16 protein-coding genes are annotated in these 15671 nt (G+C 45.3%); 14 read left to right on the top strand and 2 right to left on the bottom strand.

What is annotated here, in order from left to right; genetic code table 11:
- The first annotated feature begins 54 nt into the window (after positions 1 to 54).
- The 4 genes from L1N85_RS05625 to L1N85_RS05610 all read left to right on the top strand — a co-directional run bounded on the left by L1N85_RS05625 (position 55) and on the right by L1N85_RS05610 (position 4018).
- Positions 55 to 1590, top strand: coding sequence for an extracellular solute-binding protein (locus L1N85_RS05625; protein ID WP_235235812.1), 1536 nt, complete (start codon positions 55 to 57; stop codon positions 1588 to 1590).
- 20 nt (positions 1591 to 1610) lie between these two features.
- Positions 1611 to 2420, top strand: a complete 810-nt coding sequence (locus L1N85_RS05620; protein WP_235235804.1) for a phytanoyl-CoA dioxygenase family protein — start codon at positions 1611 to 1613, stop codon at positions 2418 to 2420.
- A gap of 159 nt (positions 2421 to 2579) precedes the next feature.
- A complete protein-coding gene (locus L1N85_RS05615) occupies positions 2580 to 2927 on the top strand; it encodes a sugar phosphate isomerase/epimerase family protein (protein WP_235235802.1) in 348 nt (115 codons plus the stop codon).
- Between the two features lie 47 nt (positions 2928 to 2974).
- The gene (locus L1N85_RS05610; protein ID WP_235235785.1) at positions 2975 to 4018 is read left to right on the top strand and encodes a Gfo/Idh/MocA family protein; all 1044 of its coding nucleotides are present in this window, start codon (positions 2975 to 2977) and stop codon (positions 4016 to 4018) included.
- Positions 4019 to 4237: 219 nt separating this feature from the next.
- On the opposite strand, the gene L1N85_RS05605 is transcribed toward L1N85_RS05610, so the two are convergent.
- Positions 4238 to 4720 carry a hypothetical protein gene (locus L1N85_RS05605; RefSeq protein WP_235235782.1) on the bottom strand — a complete coding sequence of 161 codons (483 nt, stop codon included), beginning with the start codon at positions 4718 to 4720 and terminating at the stop codon, positions 4238 to 4240.
- Between the two features lie 83 nt (positions 4721 to 4803).
- Entirely contained in the window at positions 4804 to 5628 is an 825-nt protein-coding gene (locus tag L1N85_RS05600) for an AraC family transcriptional regulator (RefSeq protein WP_235235780.1), read from the bottom strand.
- A gap of 194 nt (positions 5629 to 5822) precedes the next feature.
- Here L1N85_RS05600 and L1N85_RS05595 point away from each other — a divergent pair, with 194 nt between their 5' ends.
- The 10 genes from L1N85_RS05595 to L1N85_RS05550 all read left to right on the top strand — a co-directional run bounded on the left by L1N85_RS05595 (position 5823) and on the right by L1N85_RS05550 (position 15189).
- Positions 5823 to 6746, top strand: coding sequence for a carbohydrate ABC transporter permease (locus tag L1N85_RS05595; RefSeq protein WP_235235778.1), 924 nt, complete (start codon positions 5823 to 5825; stop codon positions 6744 to 6746).
- A gap of 17 nt (positions 6747 to 6763) precedes the next feature.
- On the top strand, positions 6764 to 7576 hold the full coding sequence (locus L1N85_RS05590) for a carbohydrate ABC transporter permease (RefSeq protein WP_235235776.1): 813 nt from the start codon (positions 6764 to 6766) through the stop codon (positions 7574 to 7576).
- 31 nt (positions 7577 to 7607) lie between these two features.
- Positions 7608 to 8903, top strand: coding sequence for an ABC transporter substrate-binding protein (locus L1N85_RS05585; protein ID WP_235235775.1), 1296 nt, complete (start codon positions 7608 to 7610; stop codon positions 8901 to 8903).
- Between the two features lie 52 nt (positions 8904 to 8955).
- Positions 8956 to 9972, top strand: a complete 1017-nt coding sequence (gene yiaK / locus L1N85_RS05580; RefSeq protein ID WP_235235773.1) for a 3-dehydro-L-gulonate 2-dehydrogenase — start codon at positions 8956 to 8958, stop codon at positions 9970 to 9972.
- A 20-nt stretch (positions 9973 to 9992) separates the two neighbouring features.
- The gene (locus L1N85_RS05575) at positions 9993 to 10472 is read left to right on the top strand and encodes a YhcH/YjgK/YiaL family protein (RefSeq protein WP_235235765.1); all 480 of its coding nucleotides are present in this window, start codon (positions 9993 to 9995) and stop codon (positions 10470 to 10472) included.
- A gap of 30 nt (positions 10473 to 10502) precedes the next feature.
- Positions 10503 to 11519: a zinc-binding alcohol dehydrogenase family protein gene (locus tag L1N85_RS05570; RefSeq protein ID WP_235235764.1), complete on the top strand. Its 1017-nt coding sequence runs from the start codon at positions 10503 to 10505 to the stop codon at positions 11517 to 11519.
- Between the two features lie 742 nt (positions 11520 to 12261).
- Entirely contained in the window at positions 12262 to 13011 is a 750-nt protein-coding gene (locus L1N85_RS05565; RefSeq protein WP_235235761.1) for a GGDEF domain-containing protein, read from the top strand.
- Between the two features lie 291 nt (positions 13012 to 13302).
- Positions 13303 to 14160, top strand: a complete 858-nt coding sequence (locus L1N85_RS05560; protein ID WP_328285158.1) for an ABC transporter ATP-binding protein — start codon at positions 13303 to 13305, stop codon at positions 14158 to 14160.
- Positions 14099 to 14491 carry a hypothetical protein gene (locus tag L1N85_RS05555; protein ID WP_235235760.1) on the top strand — a complete coding sequence of 131 codons (393 nt, stop codon included), beginning with the start codon at positions 14099 to 14101 and terminating at the stop codon, positions 14489 to 14491. Before L1N85_RS05560 ends, L1N85_RS05555 begins: the two co-directional genes overlap by 62 nt.
- The gene (locus tag L1N85_RS05550) at positions 14470 to 15189 is read left to right on the top strand and encodes an ABC transporter ATP-binding protein (RefSeq protein ID WP_407946330.1); all 720 of its coding nucleotides are present in this window, start codon (positions 14470 to 14472) and stop codon (positions 15187 to 15189) included. Before L1N85_RS05555 ends, L1N85_RS05550 begins: the two co-directional genes overlap by 22 nt.
- Positions 15190 to 15671: the final 482 nt, after the last annotated feature.

Genomic DNA, 15671 nt, shown 5'->3' with positions numbered 1-15671 from the left:
TGGCCAGTTATGCAGACCTATTCAATAGCCAGAGTTCTGAAAGGGGATATGAAGATGAGAAAAATATTTTCTTTTATGTTGACCGTTTCGCTGCTAGGAGCTCTTCTTGCAGGTTGTTCGGGAGGAGCTGGCAATAAAAACGTTGGCAACACCCCAAGCAATACCGCGGAGCCAAGCAGTGAAACTGCACAGCCGAGCGGCAAGCCGGTTAAGCTGGAGATTATTGAGAGCGGTAATAACCTGCCTTCCCCGGATAAGGACATTATTAAGCAGGAGCTGGATAAGGCGCTGAACATTGATCTGAATTTGACCGTATATCCTTCGGCAGACGATTACGGCAATCAATTGAATGTCCGCATGGCCTCGGGAAATTTTCCGGACCTGTTTATGGTAGACCGCCAGCAGCTCATCCAGTTTTCCAAACAAGGACTATTGCTTGATTTAACGCCTTACATGGATAAATTGCAGCAAACCGTATCCTTCATTGGCGAAGACAGCGTCAAGAAGGGTATGGTGGACGGAAAGGTATATGCCATTTCCAAATCTCCGCAAATCCCGTATAACACGTTTTGGATTCGCAAGGATTGGCTGGATAAGCTGCAGCTGTCGGTACCGACGACCGTGGAGCAATTGGCGGCAGTAGCGGAAGCCTTCACCAAAGAGGATCCTGACGGTAACGGGAAGCCGGACACCTTCGGTCTGACTGGAGGTAAGCTGGGCGCGTTTTCACCGGTATTCGGCGCTTTCGGCGTCGGTATGCCTGGCAATTTCTACGTGAAGGACGGGGCGGTCGTCAACGCTATGTACGATCCGGCCATGAAGGAGGCGCTGGCGTTCATTGGGCAAATGATCGCATCGGGCTCGGTCGATCCGGAGCTGCTGGCCAACAGCGGGTTGCAGCATCAGGAGAAAGCGATCAAGGGGCAAGCCGGCATCGTTTATATCGATTGGCCGAACATCACCAAAGAGCAATTCGTGGAGCAAATCAAAACCGTTAATCCGAATGCGGAGTGGGTGCAGATTGCTGCGCCTAGCGGAGCCGGCGGACAATACGACGGATCATGGGATATCGGCGCGACACCGGCCCGATTCGCCGTTCCGAAGGCGCTCGAGAAGGATCCGGAGAAGCTGCAGCGGATTTTCGATTTGTTGAATTATATTTCTAATCCGGACGGCGGCTCGATGCTTGTGCAATTCGGGGTGAAGGACACACATTTCACACTTGATAACGGCAAGCCAAAGATGACGGATAAAGCAGGTGAAGTTGGTCATTCCTGGTTGTATCAATTCACCGGAAGACCGGAAATGGAGTACTTGCAAGCAAAGTTCGCTCTGCAGTCCGATGCCATTGCCTTTGCTAACGACCAACCCCGCATTGAAGCGTTGAACGGATTCATAGATAATCCGGAGGGCTTTAATCCGGTTGACGCCAATCGTTATATCGAAGAAGAGATTGCGAAATTCATCTATAACAAACGTCCGCTTAGCGAGTACGATGCGTTTATCAAGACGCTGGAGACATCTATGAATTACAAAGCATATTTAGATAGCGCGAACGAGCAGTTGAAAGCGCTCGGTTACGGAAGTTAATTGATTGGGAGGAATGGACCATGCAGATTGCGCCGCTTAATATTCCAGAATTGATGACCCGATTCCATGAGCAAGGATATTTGGTTTTACCGGATGTATTATCGCCAGAAAGGGTTAACCGCTTGAATACAGCGATAGATGAAGTCATCGCTAACGAGCCGGAAACGCTTGCTCATAACATTTACAATAGCGTCGAGCGGCACGCTGAGATTGCATCGTTGATCGATGAACCGACGATCCTGCCGTTGATCGTTAATTTGCTCGGTCATAATATTCAGCTGCATATCTCCCATCTGACGATCAGAAAACCGAATCCGAGCGAAGCAAAGACAGCCTCGCACAGCTTTATTGATTGGCATCAGGACGGTCCTCATCCTCAATTTCCGGTCATTGCAGGCTTAACGGCTACGTACTATATTAAGGTTTGTTATATATTAAGCGATATGACGGAACCGAACCGGGGCAACACGAAGGTTATTCCGGGAAGCCATAAAAAGCCATACAATCCGAACCATAAGGATGTGCGTCAACAGCTGGAAGGAGAGTTGCAGGTATGCGGGAAACCGGGAGATGTGTTCATTTTTGCGCAAAATTTGTGGCATGCAGGCTCACCCAACCAATCCGGCTTCACGAGAAGGCAGCTGTTTCTCGGCTACAGTCCGATCTGGATGCGTCCCATCGATTATCATACAGCTTCTAAGAGCCTCCTGAGGGATGCCGATCCTATTCGCCGTCAATTGCTTGGTCAAATCAGCGAAAACAAGTTCCAATATTATGTTCCCGAAGATGCAATGGTGCCGCTCAAATCGATGCTTCTCAGTCAGCTCTAACAGAATGAATCCGTGAGAGGAAATAAGTTAGCAAGGCAGAGGCCGGGGAGCTGTTCCCGGCTTTTCGTGCTGTTTGGAGTGCTATGATGGATTTATCCATTTACTTCGCTCCCGCAGGACGCACTGGCACTCTTGCTCACGATCAGCTTTCAGGAGTCGGTGGGCTTAGAGTTTGTTCTCGGATTAGCCTTGGCCGTGATCTTGAATCAACTGAAGCTGGGCTACTTTAATCATTGTACCGGTAACCGATTCGAAACTTACCTCATTAATAAGCTGGGCGATACCAAGAAGCTGGCTGAGGCAGTAAACCTCCCAAGCGTGAATATTATGGCCGATCTCTTTCATATGAATATTGAAGAAAGAGATTACAGCGCCGCCCTGCGGCATATCGCTCCATACCTCGCGCATGTTCAAATTGCGGACAATACGAGAGAGGCAGCGAGATTCGGGATGACGAATTTCAAGGAAGTCGTTCGCAAGTTAATCGAATTAGGCTATAACATATGAAACAAATCGTTAGCTCTTTGTAATAGGAAAGGAAAGGTGAATGAGAGATGGCAACGAACAAGCTAAGAGTAGGAGTAATCGGCTGCGGCGCGATTGCGCAGCGCCGGCATCTTCCGGAATATTTGGCAAGAGAGGATGTGGAGATTGTCGCGGTTTGCGATTTTAGCGAGGTACGCGCCAATCAGGTGAAGGAGCAGTTCGGGGCCAAATATGCCATAACGAGCACGGAGCAGTTGCTGGCGCTGGGTGAAGTGGATGCCGTATCGATTTGTACACCCAATCAATTTCACGCCTCCGTTTCTATTCAAGCGATGAAAGCGGGGAAGCATGTCCTCTGCGAGAAACCAATGGCGACGACGATTGAAGAAGCCAGGGATATGGTCGAGGCAGCCGAAGAAAACGGCGTGTACCTGATGGTCGGCCATAATCAGCGGCTGATGCCCGTTCATCAGAAAGCAAAAGTAATGCTGCAGCTTGGAAAATTAGGGAAAGTATTGACCTTCACCACGACTTTCGGACATAGCGGACCTGAGAATTGGAGTGTTGACGGCGCAAAAAGCTGGTTTTTTAATAAAGATCAAGCGTTCGTCGGCGCGATGGGCGATCTTGGCGTGCATAAGGCGGATCTGATCGCTTGGCTGCTAGATGATCCGATTGCCGAGGTATCCGCCTTGGTAGGCACCCTGCATAAACAAATTCCGATTGACGATAATGCCATTTTTCTGTTGAAGACCAGCAGAGGCTCGATCGGTACGTTAACGGCTAGCTGGACCTATTACCCGAACGAAGTGAACAGCACGGTTCTTTATTGCGAGAACGGTACGATGAGGATCGGAGCCGACCCGAACTACGGCATCATCGTTGATTATGCGGACGGCATGAAAGAAAACATCGAAATCGGCAAAATGCAGACGAACGACGTGGGCGGACAGACCAATTCCGGCGTTATCGATCATTTCGTCGAAGGCATTCTGTCGGGCAAAGGCCATGAGATTAACGGTTTGGAAGGCTTGCGCGCCCTGGAGGTTATACTAGCCGGCGTCGAAGCGGCGAAGACAGGCCAAAGTCAACAAGTTGACGTAATAAAATAGAATTTAGTATAAGAGGAAAACCCAATATAGCATTGGGTTTTCTTCGTCATATTGCTGCTCTTTTGGCTACGGAAACCATTCTATGCATGTGAACTAATACCTTGAAAATCGGTCGGCTCCTTACAGCGATAGGCTGGGTTATCATCGAGAGGAAACCTGCCGGCTTCCGGGCATTTGAGGATGTTAAGTAGGCGATAGCGTCATGCTGCATGACTCATCTTACAACATGTCATCTACCTTTTCTTTCATAGACACGATTACCGTCTTCTTATACCGTACCGCGAGCTTTAGCACTTGGAACTTTTGTTTGAAGGTTAGCGCTTTGAATCGGGGTTCTTCCTTCAGAAAGTCGTTGACGATCGACAAAGTGACCGAAGCTTTACGGGAGGGCTGGCGATCAGATAAGCGGCTGGTTCTCCTTTTCCATTGAAACGAATAAAGCCATGATTTCAGCCGCGCTTTGGGCTTGCTTTCGTCAACCAAACAAGGCGCGGCTATATTTTTGGTATGTTTTCGAAGGAAATCGTAGCGGTCGTTCCCCAGTAAAATGATATAGCTGCCGTCGTTGCGGTTTTTGCGCACCACGAGAAGATTCATGCAATCCCACATCGATTTGCGAAGCTTGCGAATATGAGCAGTCATTTTGGCGGTCAAGCCAGGCTTGATCTTGCTTAGAGGTATATATTGGACGGTGAAACGCATATGCTTCCTCCTCCTTTTCGAAGTATATGCGCCGGATAAAATGTCCTATTCTCCTTATCCGGTGAGTGAACTTGGAAGGAATATTAAGCATCCCCAGAAATATATTGTGACGGACTTATTCCTACATGTTTTTTAAAGCATTTACTGAAGTAAAAAACATCGTTAAAGCCAACCTTTTCAGCTGCCTCGGTAACGGAATATCCATCTCTTAATAGATCCTTTGCTTTGCGCAGTCGGATACCTACAAGATAATTAATTGGAGCAGTTCCGGTTACTTCCTTAAAAATACTTCCAAGATACGATGGACTTATCCCTATATGCTCTGCAATTTCTTGCAGAGTTAGCTGGTTCGGGAAATGTTCCGTCATATAATGGATCACTTTTTCGATTTTACGTACCTTATCATAATTAAAATTAGTACCGCATTTCCACTGTAAGAGTAGGGAGATCATCTCTAGAAAAATAGCTCTTCCTCTAGGCGTTTTATTTTGGTTCCCTGATAACCAAGTTCTTGTGAAGTTGGAAAATAAATCTAAGAGTCGCGAAAAAAGAAAATCATCATTAATTTTTTCGACCGCTGAAAAGGGGAGATTAATATTCAGGAATTCCCATTCGTCATTTGTCAAAGTTGGACAGGTGTACAGAAAATCCACTGTAAAGCATTTCATTAGACGATCAGGGAAAGTATGTCCTAATCGGAAGTCTAGAGGCTTATAGTACACCAAATCTCCTCTGGAAACGCTAAAAGTCCGATCGTTACAAGTGAGTTCAGCTTCTCCGTCGTAAACCAGAATAAGATTATGTTTATCATGAATTTTATTTCCTTGAAACTGCCAGTTTGTTGTACATCTTCGATCGGCTACATATGTAAACTGCGGAAACATGTTTTCCCATATGGAAGGTTGCATTAGAGTACCTTCTTTACAATAGTGATATAGTACAAATACAATTATATTATATATTCCGAACACCATCAATATACCCTATAATCAATTCAAAGATGAACACTATCCAAGTTGAAGAACGCCATAACAAGAAAGCGCTTTATAATAATGAATTTATGTAATAAAGCGTTCACTTAATCTAACTAGGGGAGAATCATATGCGACAAAATAAGATGATGCCCACATCTAATCGGGCACTTGGTAAAGGCAGTATATTGACCTGGCTGGACGAGAGAATTCGTATCCTTTTATTAATGCCAGCTTTTATTATTATGGTTTTGATTTTCTGTTACCCCGTTGGATATACGTTTTATCTCAGTGTTCATGACTGGACATTTTTCACTTTGACCGATCCGCCATTTATTGGTTTGCAGCATCTCTTGAATGTGTTTCAAGATACAAGCTTCTATATGTCAATGTTTCGCACAGCGATGTACGTAGGAGTGGGAGTCTTCTTGCAGCTGTTCTTCGGCTTCACCCTGGCTTTAGCAGTAAATCGTATGAAATTAGGGCATGGAATGGCAACAACCTTACTGGTCTTGCCAATGATGGTCACGCCAGTTGTTGTAGGATTAATGTGGAAATTCATCCTTGATTATAACTTTGGTATTTTTAATTACATACTAACGTTGTTAGGCTTTGAAAAGCTGGCGATTTTGAGCACGAACTCGCTCGCCCTCCCTTCTATTATCATGGTTGATACTTGGCAATGGACTTCTTTTATGTTCATTACTTTACTTGCCGGTTTGAAATCGCTTCCAAATGAAGCTTTTGAAGCAGCCAAAATAGACGGAGCTACCGGATGGCAAACGATACGACATGTAACGATACCTTTAATGAAGAGGGTAATCATCGTTTCGTTAGTTTTGCGTACGGCTGGATCCATAAAAGTGTTCGATCAGATTTTTGTTTTGACCGGAGGCGGTCCTGGTACGGCAACGGAAACAACCTCCATTCTCTTGCATAGGAAAGCATTTGTGGATTTTGACTTTGGATATGGATCTGCATTAGCTATCGTATTGACGGTCATTGTCGGGATTATATGTTGGTTTGCTATCCGATCACTGTATTCGGAAAAATAAAGAGAGGGGGGAAGCGCATGATTCGCAAAAATGGATGGGGATATGGATATGTCAGCATTGCTTTGATCATATTTCTATTTCCGATATTCTGGGTGATGTTTACTTCAATTAAAACGCCGGTACAGGCTTTTCAAATCCCGCCTGTCTGGATGTTTAAACCAACCTTTGAAAACTACTCGATTGTATTTAGCAAACAACCGTTTTTATATTATTTTCTAAATTCGCTGATCGTAACTGTATTATCAACTGCGCTTTCGCTTTTTGTAGGTACATTAGCGGGTTACAGTCTTGCTCGATTTCGGATCAGGGGCCAGAAATGGATCAGCTTCGCCGTGTTCTTTACTAAGATGTTTCCACCCATTGTGCTGGTTGTACCTTTCTTCGTCATATTTCGTCAATTTGGAGGAACTGATAATTTATACACACTCACTTTAGCCTACACATCATTTAATTTGCCCTTTGTCATCTGGTTGATGTGGGGGTTTCTGAAAGAACTTCCTGAAAGTCTGGAAGAAGCAGCGTCAATTGATGGTGCTTCACGTTTTGGTGCCATGTGGCGGATTATGCTGCCGCTGGCGAAGCCCGGTTTCGCTGTGTCTGCCATTTTTGCAGCAATGAACTCCTGGAATGAATTTTTATTCGCATTAAATCTGACAGGCACACAAGCTAAAACATTGCCTGTCATGGCAGCCAATTTCGTCACGCAGGAAGCCATTCTTTGGGGACCTGTTACTGCTACCGGTACAATGTTGATGATTCCGTTGTTTATTTTCACACTTCTTGTCCAAAAGCATCTGGTTAAAGGGCTTACGATGGGTGCTGTGAAATGATCATATACTATTCTTCTAGGGGGACATTGCTATGCGGAAAAAAATGATGCTAGGCGCTTTAACACTCTTACTCATTACTGTCGGATGTGCGCCGGCGACCAGTCAAACTTCAACATCTTCAACCACAAACGGTCAAGCCGCGACGAAGGGGGAGACGATTACAGTTGTTGCCCAGTCGGGCGTTTTGTACAATTCATTAAACAAATTAGGGCCTGACTTTGAAAAAGAAACGGGGATTAAAGTAAACGTCCAGGAGATAGGGCGGGATGCATACTTGCAAAAGGTATCTACCCAACTGCTTGGAAAAGATGAGGGTCTTGATGTAGCGTTAGTGCTTAATAATTATGTGGGACAATTTGCCGCTGGAGGACAATTCGAGGACCTTGGTCCCTTTATGGAAAAAAACGGCACAAATTTAGAGCATTTTTTACCGGCATCCGTCCAATCCGTCAAATATAAAGAAAAGACTTATGCAATGCCGCTTGAATTGAGTACCATGTTATTAATTTATCGAAAAGATTTAATTCCAAATCCACCGAAAACGTGGGAAGAGTATGCCGAGCTCGCAGAAAAGTTTACCCAAAGTAAGAATCCGCAATCCCCAACAGAATTCGGTACCACTTTCCAAGGCAAGAGAGGATATACACAACCTAAGGAATGGTATCAGTATTTTTGGGCTATGGGTGGAGAATTGTTTGATAAGGATACGAAGCCGACTCTAAACAGTGAAGCCGGGGTAAAGGCGCTCACTTTTGTAGTCGATAATTTCCGGAAACATAAGGTGGTCCCTCCGGACGCAACCACGTACGAGTTTCCTGAAGTGCTATCCGCATTTCAAAATGAAAAAGTAGCGATGGCCGTCGAATGGAACGCAGCATACTCACAATTGAAAGATCAAACGAAATCTCCGAAAGTGTTTGATAAGTTTGCGGTTACTCAAGTACCTGATGGAGTTTCATTCATCCATGCATGGTCGATCGCCATAAACACCGCATCCAAAAAGAAAGAAGCCGCTTATAAATTCATATCATGGGTCACTAATGAAGGTGCGAAGAGGTATGCGCTCGCGGGCGGCGTTCCACCTGTAAAGTCTGTTTTGCAAGATCCCGAATTGATTAAGGAGCGTCCTGAGTTCCCCTATATTGAAGCGGCGATCAATCGGGCTAAACTGGAACCTAATCTACCGGAATGGCCTAGCATTCAGGAAATGATCACCGATGGTATTTCAAAAGCTCTTGCTGGAGAAAAATCCCCAAAGGATGCTCTTGATGAAACAAACGCGAGTATCCATAAACTGTTGGAATCTAGAGGGTATTATAAGAAATAAGCTGGAAATGAAAGGCATGCGGCATAAAACAAGCTAGAAGGAGAGACGGAAAATGAAAAGGGTTCCTTTTGAAACGATGAAAGATGAGATCGTGCGGGTACTGCTGAAAAAAGGGTTTACAAAAGAACGTGCAGAGGAATGCGCTCTATTATTTGCAGAAGCAAGTCTGGAGGGCGTTTATTCACATGGTTTAAACCGGGTTCCCCGTTTTGTGGATTATATCGATAAGGGCTTGGTGGATATTCACGCGGTCCCGACAAAAATGGATAGTGTGGGGATGCTCGAAAGGTATGACGGAAACCTCGGAGCAGGGAATTTAAATGCAAAAATGTGTATGCAGCGTGCAATTGAAATGGCCCGTGAACATGGGGTTGGAATCGTAACGATTAGAAATACGAATCATTGGATGCGTGGAGGCAGTTACGGTTGGCAGGCTGCTAATGCCGGATGCATAGGGATCTGCTGGACGAATACGGAATCCTGCATGCCTCCATGGGGGGCAAAAGAAACAAAAATAGGAAATAACCCCTTTGTTTTAGCGGTTCCGAGAGAGTCTGGCAACATTGTATTGGATATGGCTATGTCTCAATTTTCCTATGGAAAATTAGAGGTGACAAGATTGAAAAATGAACTTTTGCCCGTAGATGGCGGGTTTGACGACGAGGGGCAATTGACTAGAGATCCGGCAGCGATTGAGAGATCGATGCGCATTTTACCTACCGGATATTGGAAGGGCTCGGGGCTATCCATTTTATTGGATTTAATAGCTGCATTGCTATCAGGCGGATTATCTACCCGCAAAATGGATGAGTTAAAACCTCAGCCTGGGATTTCCGGTTATGGAGGCTCTCAAGTATTTATAGCCATGGACCCGACTGTCATATCAGGTGAATTATTTACTGAAAATATGGTCAACGAGGTCGTTGAGTATTTACATCAGGCAGAACCTGCTGAAATAGATGGTAAGGTTACTTTTCCAGGAGAACGCACAGTCGAAACAAGAAAAGCGAACTTGGAAAAAGGAATACCTGTTGATGAGAATATTTGGAAGACCGTATTGGATCTGTAATAGAAATGAGGGGGTTAAGCATGATCTTCGGAGACTTCATGAACTGGGAAGAGGAAAGAAACTCACTCTCACCCGTTATTCAGAAAGCATTGGAGTACATTAAAAACACAGATTTGGTTCAACTAGATACAGGGAAGTATGAAATCGAAGGAGACGATTTGTTTGCTGTCGTTCAAGAAATGAGTACAGTGGACAAGTCTGAGAGAAGAGCCGAATGTCACTCCAAGTACATTGATGTCCAGTACCTGATAAGCGGTGAGGAGATTATTGGTTTCGCAAGGGAATCGAGAGAAAACGTTCCCGTCGAAAACGAACTGGAAACGAAGGATTATGCGCTATATGAAGAAATTAAAGGGGAAATGGAGCTGGCGTTATATCCCGGGATGTTTGCGATATTTTTTCCTTCCGACTTGCATAGACCCGGTTGCAGTAGAAATGGCCGAACGACTATAAAAAAGGTAGTTGTGAAAGTAAATAAAAAATGGTTAATACCAAATTAATCTCGGCATAATGGCAGAGAGGTGAATGCTATGAAAGCGGTACAAGTTGTAAAACCGGGTGAAGTTAAGATTATTGAGAAAGAAAAGCCGCATATACGTAATGGTAATGAAGTACTTATGAAAGTGAAATTGGTAGGAATTTGCGGCTCGGATATGCATATTTATCACGGGACTTCCCCTGTTGCTACTTATCCGCGAATCATTGGCCACGAAGTGACTGGTGAAATCGTGGAAGTAGGATCGAATGTTGAGTATGTTTCTGTAGGAGATAAAGTTGTGTTGGAACCGATACAGACTTGCGGAAATTGTTATGCCTGTAAGTCTGGACGAAAAAATGTATGTGAACATTTGCAGGTATACGGCGTTCATTTGGACGGAGGTTATCAGGAATATATAGTGCTTCCGGAAAATAACGTTCATAAAATTGCAGAGGACTTGGATTGGCAGACAGGGGTTCTGATTGAACCCTTTACGATTGGAGCTCAGGCGGTATGGCGCGGAGATGTGCGAAAAGGTGATACCGTATTTATTATGGGTGCCGGACCCATCGGCATATGTGCCTTGCAGATAGCTAAAATTCAAGGTGCTACCTGCATTGTTTCCGATTTGAGTGATGCCAAACTCGCTTATGCTCTGGAATTGGGAGCAGATTATGCGTTCAATGCTGCCAATGACGATATCCGTAAGGAGATTTTCGCCCTTACCGGAGGTTTGGGCCCGAACGTAACCATTGATGCAGTATGTACAACAAAGACATTTGAACAGGCAGTGGAATATACCTCCGTAGCAGGGCGCGTTGTGGTACTTGGATTCGGCGATACTCCGTCACAGATTCCTCAATTGCCGATCACGAAGAAAGAATTGACTATCGCAGGCTCTCGCTTACAGTCAGATAAGTTTTCTGAAGTGATTACCTTATTTAATGATAGAAAAATAGATACGAAATCTTTCATTACGCATCGCTTTCGATTGGAAGAAATTCATCAAGCGATTGAACTCATTGAAAGGCATCCGAACGATGTGAGAAAAGTCGTTTTGGAAGTATGATTGGCCTCCCGTTAGGAACGATCTGTTATCGTTTGACAACTATCTCTCACTTGGAATGATCTTCACTCAACGCTTTTGTTGCTCTGTCATCTCTGTCATCGTAATCTGCTAAGATACACAAGCTTACATGGGCTTTCACTCGCTCTGGACGTGTAAGATGAATCGGACGTAAGGCAAGCTTGCTTTTCATTTCACGGAAAGCTTCCTCTTTTTTATTTTTCTTGATAGTTACTCGAACGGGTTTGGCAATTTGGAGGCAGGAAAAATGCGCGGGGTGCAGGCGCAGGTAATAACATTCATAAGCATTTTGGGATATCATCCCGATAGATGCAAAAATTGGGGCAGTCTCTCAGTCAGATTGATGTCTGAGGAACTGCTCCTTTGTGTCTCCCCAGCTAAACACGCCAACCAACGCGCTATGTTGGATTCCTCCAGTAACTTTCCCCTCGGACGCACCAAATGGTGCGCTAACTTGGAAAAATCCAATAATTTCGGCTCCGTACGCCTCATCCGACGCGCTTGGTGCTCAGCATGACATTGCTACTAGATATGAAGACGATTTTCATCTTACTCGTGGTCGGACACTTATTTTCTGTAATCCTCATTAGCGCTTATTGGCGCAATCATACGAAAGATAGCAGCCTAAATGTTTTCTTTCTAGCAAAATGTATACAAGCGGTCGCGTGGCTATTGCTAGCTGCTGCAAGCATTTCAACGAAACACGAAGAGATGGCATGCAGCCTTGACTGCTGCAACCATATTGGGGTTTCATCTGGTCATTTTTTTCAATAATCAAGAAAATATAAGGATTGCGGCAGCATCGATCGGAATAGCAGCCTTCATGGTAACCCCGGCTTATCGGATGATTCGGATCAAAAATGCATCATCGATTATGAAAATTATCGGTTTTTTGTATATTTTCACCATCGCTTCCCTTGTCGGAAGGACAATTGCCGCTTTGGAATTCAATCAAATGATGGGGCTGTTTACACCTGGGCTCTACCAGACGTTATCCTTCTTAGCACTTTTTTTAATCATGTTCGTAGGCAATACCGGGTTTGTAATCTTGTTGAAAGAACAAGTCGACCAAGAACTGCTGCGCGTAGCCAGCTTCGATGATTTGACGGGCATTCTAAATCGCAGAACCTTTGTTTTACTCGCAAAACAAATCATAGCCGAGCATGTGAAAAAACAGAAGCATCTTTCATTGGTGTTGTTCGATATCAGGTATGGCGGCGACGAATTTGCAATTCTGCTGCCAGAGGCGAACGAAGCCGAATCCGATAGACTTGTAGAACGTTTCAGATTGTCCGCGGTTCAGGCTGGTATTCCGGAAATTCCGGCCACTCTTTCGGTAAGTCGCGGTGTTGTCACCATCGTGCCCGACCAACGTACAACTCTTGAAACGCTCTACAATTTGTGCGACAGAGCGCTTTACGATGCCAAGGGCAACGGTCGCAATGGCGCCGCCCGGACTCGAATAGCTCTGTGAGGTTGGATCAACCGAAGCAGGTTTGCTTAGCGCAGGCCTGCTTTTTTTTTATGCCGAACGAAAAAAAATCATTAACCCTTCATTAAACATCAATTTGGCCAATATGTAAATTTTAAATTGCTTTCTGTGATCGGAGATTAATTGGAGATCCTTCATCATTGCTTTTATAAGCAGTCATTTCGCAATATTCCATTCATTTCCTTGGATTTCCTTTACAGGATGGTCTTTGTAATCCCTTACATCTTGAACTAAGATGGGGAAGGTTTCAATTAAAGATCTAGCTCAGGGGGGATTTGTATTAGTCCGGTTAAACGATACTTATGTTGGGCAAAGCCGTACAGGCGGACGATAGGGTTTATCATTCTATTAGGTATCGTTCAACTCATCGCGCCGTTATCTACGCCGATTTACACGCAAATCTTAATAGACGATGTGCTGGCCGGTAAAGGCGGATGGGGGCTTTACCCTATAATAGGGATGATGTCCGTTATTTTATTAATTGGCGTCATCGTTAATTTTTTCAGAAATTACTGCTCTGCCCTTTTAGGCAACCGAATGATGAAGGATCTGCGCGAACAGTTATACAAGCATTTGCAAAAGATGCCGGTCAGTTTTTATGATCAACGCCAGGTGGGCGGGATTTCCTCCAGAGTCATTCATGACATCGGCGGTGCGCAAAACCTTATAGGCGGGGGAATTATCAATCTGGTTCTCGATTTGTTTATGGTTCTTTTTGCGGGCTTTCTGTTATTTCGGATGAACGTTTTCCTTGCGGCTTTATCGCTGGCTATTTTACCCTTTTATTACTTATCGTTTACGAATATGAATGTGCATATCCGTCTTGCCTGGCGGTCCGTTCACCGGCAAATGGAGCGCATATCTGGTACGCTGGTCGAGCGGATGGCGGGGATTCGGATCGTCCAGGCGTTCAATGGCGAAAGGCAGGAGCAGGAACGGTTTTCCGGTCAGACCAAGCAGCACTATAAGCATACGTTATACGCCCATTTGTTCTCAAATGTATTGGGAAGGCTTAGCGAGACGTTTGCGCATATCGGCGGCATCCGTGATCTGGCTGGTCGGAGGAAGCATGGTGCTTGCCGGCAAAATGACCGCAGGCGAGATTATCGCCTTTCAGATGCTGCTAGGTAATCTGTACGGACCCATTCAACGCTTCGCCGACGTCAATGTTACGATCCAAAACTCCATAACGAATATTGAGCGGATCTTTGAAGTGCTCGATGAGAAGCCTGCGATCACGGAATCGGAAAATGCGCTATCCATGCCGAGATGCGACGGACATATTGTGTTTATTGACGTTTCATATACGTATTCAACCCGAAATGTAACACAACAGTCCGCTGACGGAGCAGTGAACCCGGATTTGATTGAACGGGAAAAAGCGCCGAAGCGTTTTTCTGGAAGCCGACGAATGTCCGCCCCGTCCCGCCGGAGGTTACGATCGAAGAAAGGCAGGGGATAAAGGATATTACCTTCGAAGCGCGTTCAGGCGAAGTGATCGCTCTTGTCGGACCCAGCGGCGCCGGCAAATCGACCTTGATCAATCTGATCCCGAGGTTTTACGAGCCTGCCAAGGGTGAGTTTTTTATCGACGGGCATAATGTTCGCGATTACCGCTTGGAGGATTTGCGAAGGCATATCGCTTTAGTCCTGCAGGAAAATATTCTTTTCTCCGGCTCGATCAAAGAAAATCTGGTCTACGGCCGTCCCGATGCTTCGATGAAAGAAGTGATTGCTGCCGCGAAAGCGGCCAATGCCCATGACTTTATTATGCAGTTTAAGGACGGTTACGAGTCGGTAATCGGAGAGAGGGGAATGCGGTTGTCAGGCGGGCAAAAGCAGCGGTTGGCCATTGCGAGAGCGCTCCTTAAGGATCCGAAAATATTGATTTTGGACGAAGCTACCTCTGCTCTGGACTCCGAATCTGAGGCTTTAGTGACAGAAGCCTTGGAGCGCCTTATGCAGGGGAGGACGACCTTCGTTATCGCCCATCGTCTCGCCACGGTCGTTCGTGCTAATCAAATATTAGTGATTGACGACGGGGAAATCGTACAGAGAGGGAGTCACGGCAAGCTGCTGCGCGAAGGCGGATTATACCGGAAGCTCTACGAGCAGCAATTGAAAGCGATGAGGCCGGAAGAAATGGCCGGCTTGGCCTAAAGGAACGGGGCTGTCCCAAAAGTCATGTTTGATGACTTAGGGGAAAGCCCCATTTGTTTGGCTTTTAGCTGCAATCGTGTTGCAAAAGGAAATGGAAACTTGCTAGTCTGGTAATAACTATATAATTTGAACTAATCAATCTCGCGAGTTCACGGCTGCTCCGGCAGCACGAACTGAAATAATTCCAGCTGTCTCAGACACACTTTATTAAAGCAACCATCACTCACCCATATTAGTCTAGAAAACAGATCTAATCCGACCAAACTAAGCCATTCTGCAAACATAGATCTAGAAACTAGACTTAATTCGTCGCACCTCCCGCCAGGCGGCCTCAAAAGCTCATCACTTACCCATATTAGTCTAGAAAATAGATCTAATTCGACCAAACTGTCATCAGCCACTTTAATTGTCGGTGAATTCGGAACCGCCAATGACGGTGGCTTTTTTCATTCGCCACCGACAAGCATTTGGCGATTAGATTT

Origin of the sequence: Paenibacillus alkaliterrae (assembly GCF_021532375.1) — a bacterium.
Classification (GTDB): Bacteria; Bacillota; Bacilli; order Paenibacillales; family Paenibacillaceae; genus Pristimantibacillus; species Pristimantibacillus alkaliterrae.
This window is presented reverse-complemented; position numbering and strand designations above follow the sequence as displayed.

Excerpts from the sequence above, each read along its gene's own strand:
- L1N85_RS05625 (WP_235235812.1), top strand. The coding sequence starts at position 55 with ATGAGAAAAATATTTTCTTTTATGTTGACCGTTTCGCTGCTAGGAGCT.
- L1N85_RS05620 (WP_235235804.1), top strand. The coding sequence starts at position 1,611 with ATGCAGATTGCGCCGCTTAATATTCCAGAATTGATGACCCGATTCCAT.
- L1N85_RS05610 (WP_235235785.1), top strand. The coding sequence starts at position 2,975 with ATGGCAACGAACAAGCTAAGAGTAGGAGTAATCGGCTGCGGCGCGATT.
- L1N85_RS05605 (WP_235235782.1), bottom strand. The coding sequence starts at position 4,720 with ATGCGTTTCACCGTCCAATATATACCTCTAAGCAAGATCAAGCCTGGC.
- L1N85_RS05600 (WP_235235780.1), bottom strand. The coding sequence starts at position 5,628 with ATGCAACCTTCCATATGGGAAAACATGTTTCCGCAGTTTACATATGTA.
- L1N85_RS05595 (WP_235235778.1), top strand. The coding sequence starts at position 5,823 with ATGCGACAAAATAAGATGATGCCCACATCTAATCGGGCACTTGGTAAA.
- L1N85_RS05590 (WP_235235776.1), top strand. The coding sequence starts at position 6,764 with ATGATTCGCAAAAATGGATGGGGATATGGATATGTCAGCATTGCTTTG.
- L1N85_RS05585 (WP_235235775.1), top strand. The coding sequence starts at position 7,608 with ATGCGGAAAAAAATGATGCTAGGCGCTTTAACACTCTTACTCATTACT.
- yiaK (WP_235235773.1), top strand. The coding sequence starts at position 8,956 with ATGAAAAGGGTTCCTTTTGAAACGATGAAAGATGAGATCGTGCGGGTA.
- L1N85_RS05575 (WP_235235765.1), top strand. The coding sequence starts at position 9,993 with ATGATCTTCGGAGACTTCATGAACTGGGAAGAGGAAAGAAACTCACTC.
- L1N85_RS05570 (WP_235235764.1), top strand. The coding sequence starts at position 10,503 with ATGAAAGCGGTACAAGTTGTAAAACCGGGTGAAGTTAAGATTATTGAG.
- L1N85_RS05555 (WP_235235760.1), top strand. The coding sequence starts at position 14,099 with ATGGTGCTTGCCGGCAAAATGACCGCAGGCGAGATTATCGCCTTTCAG.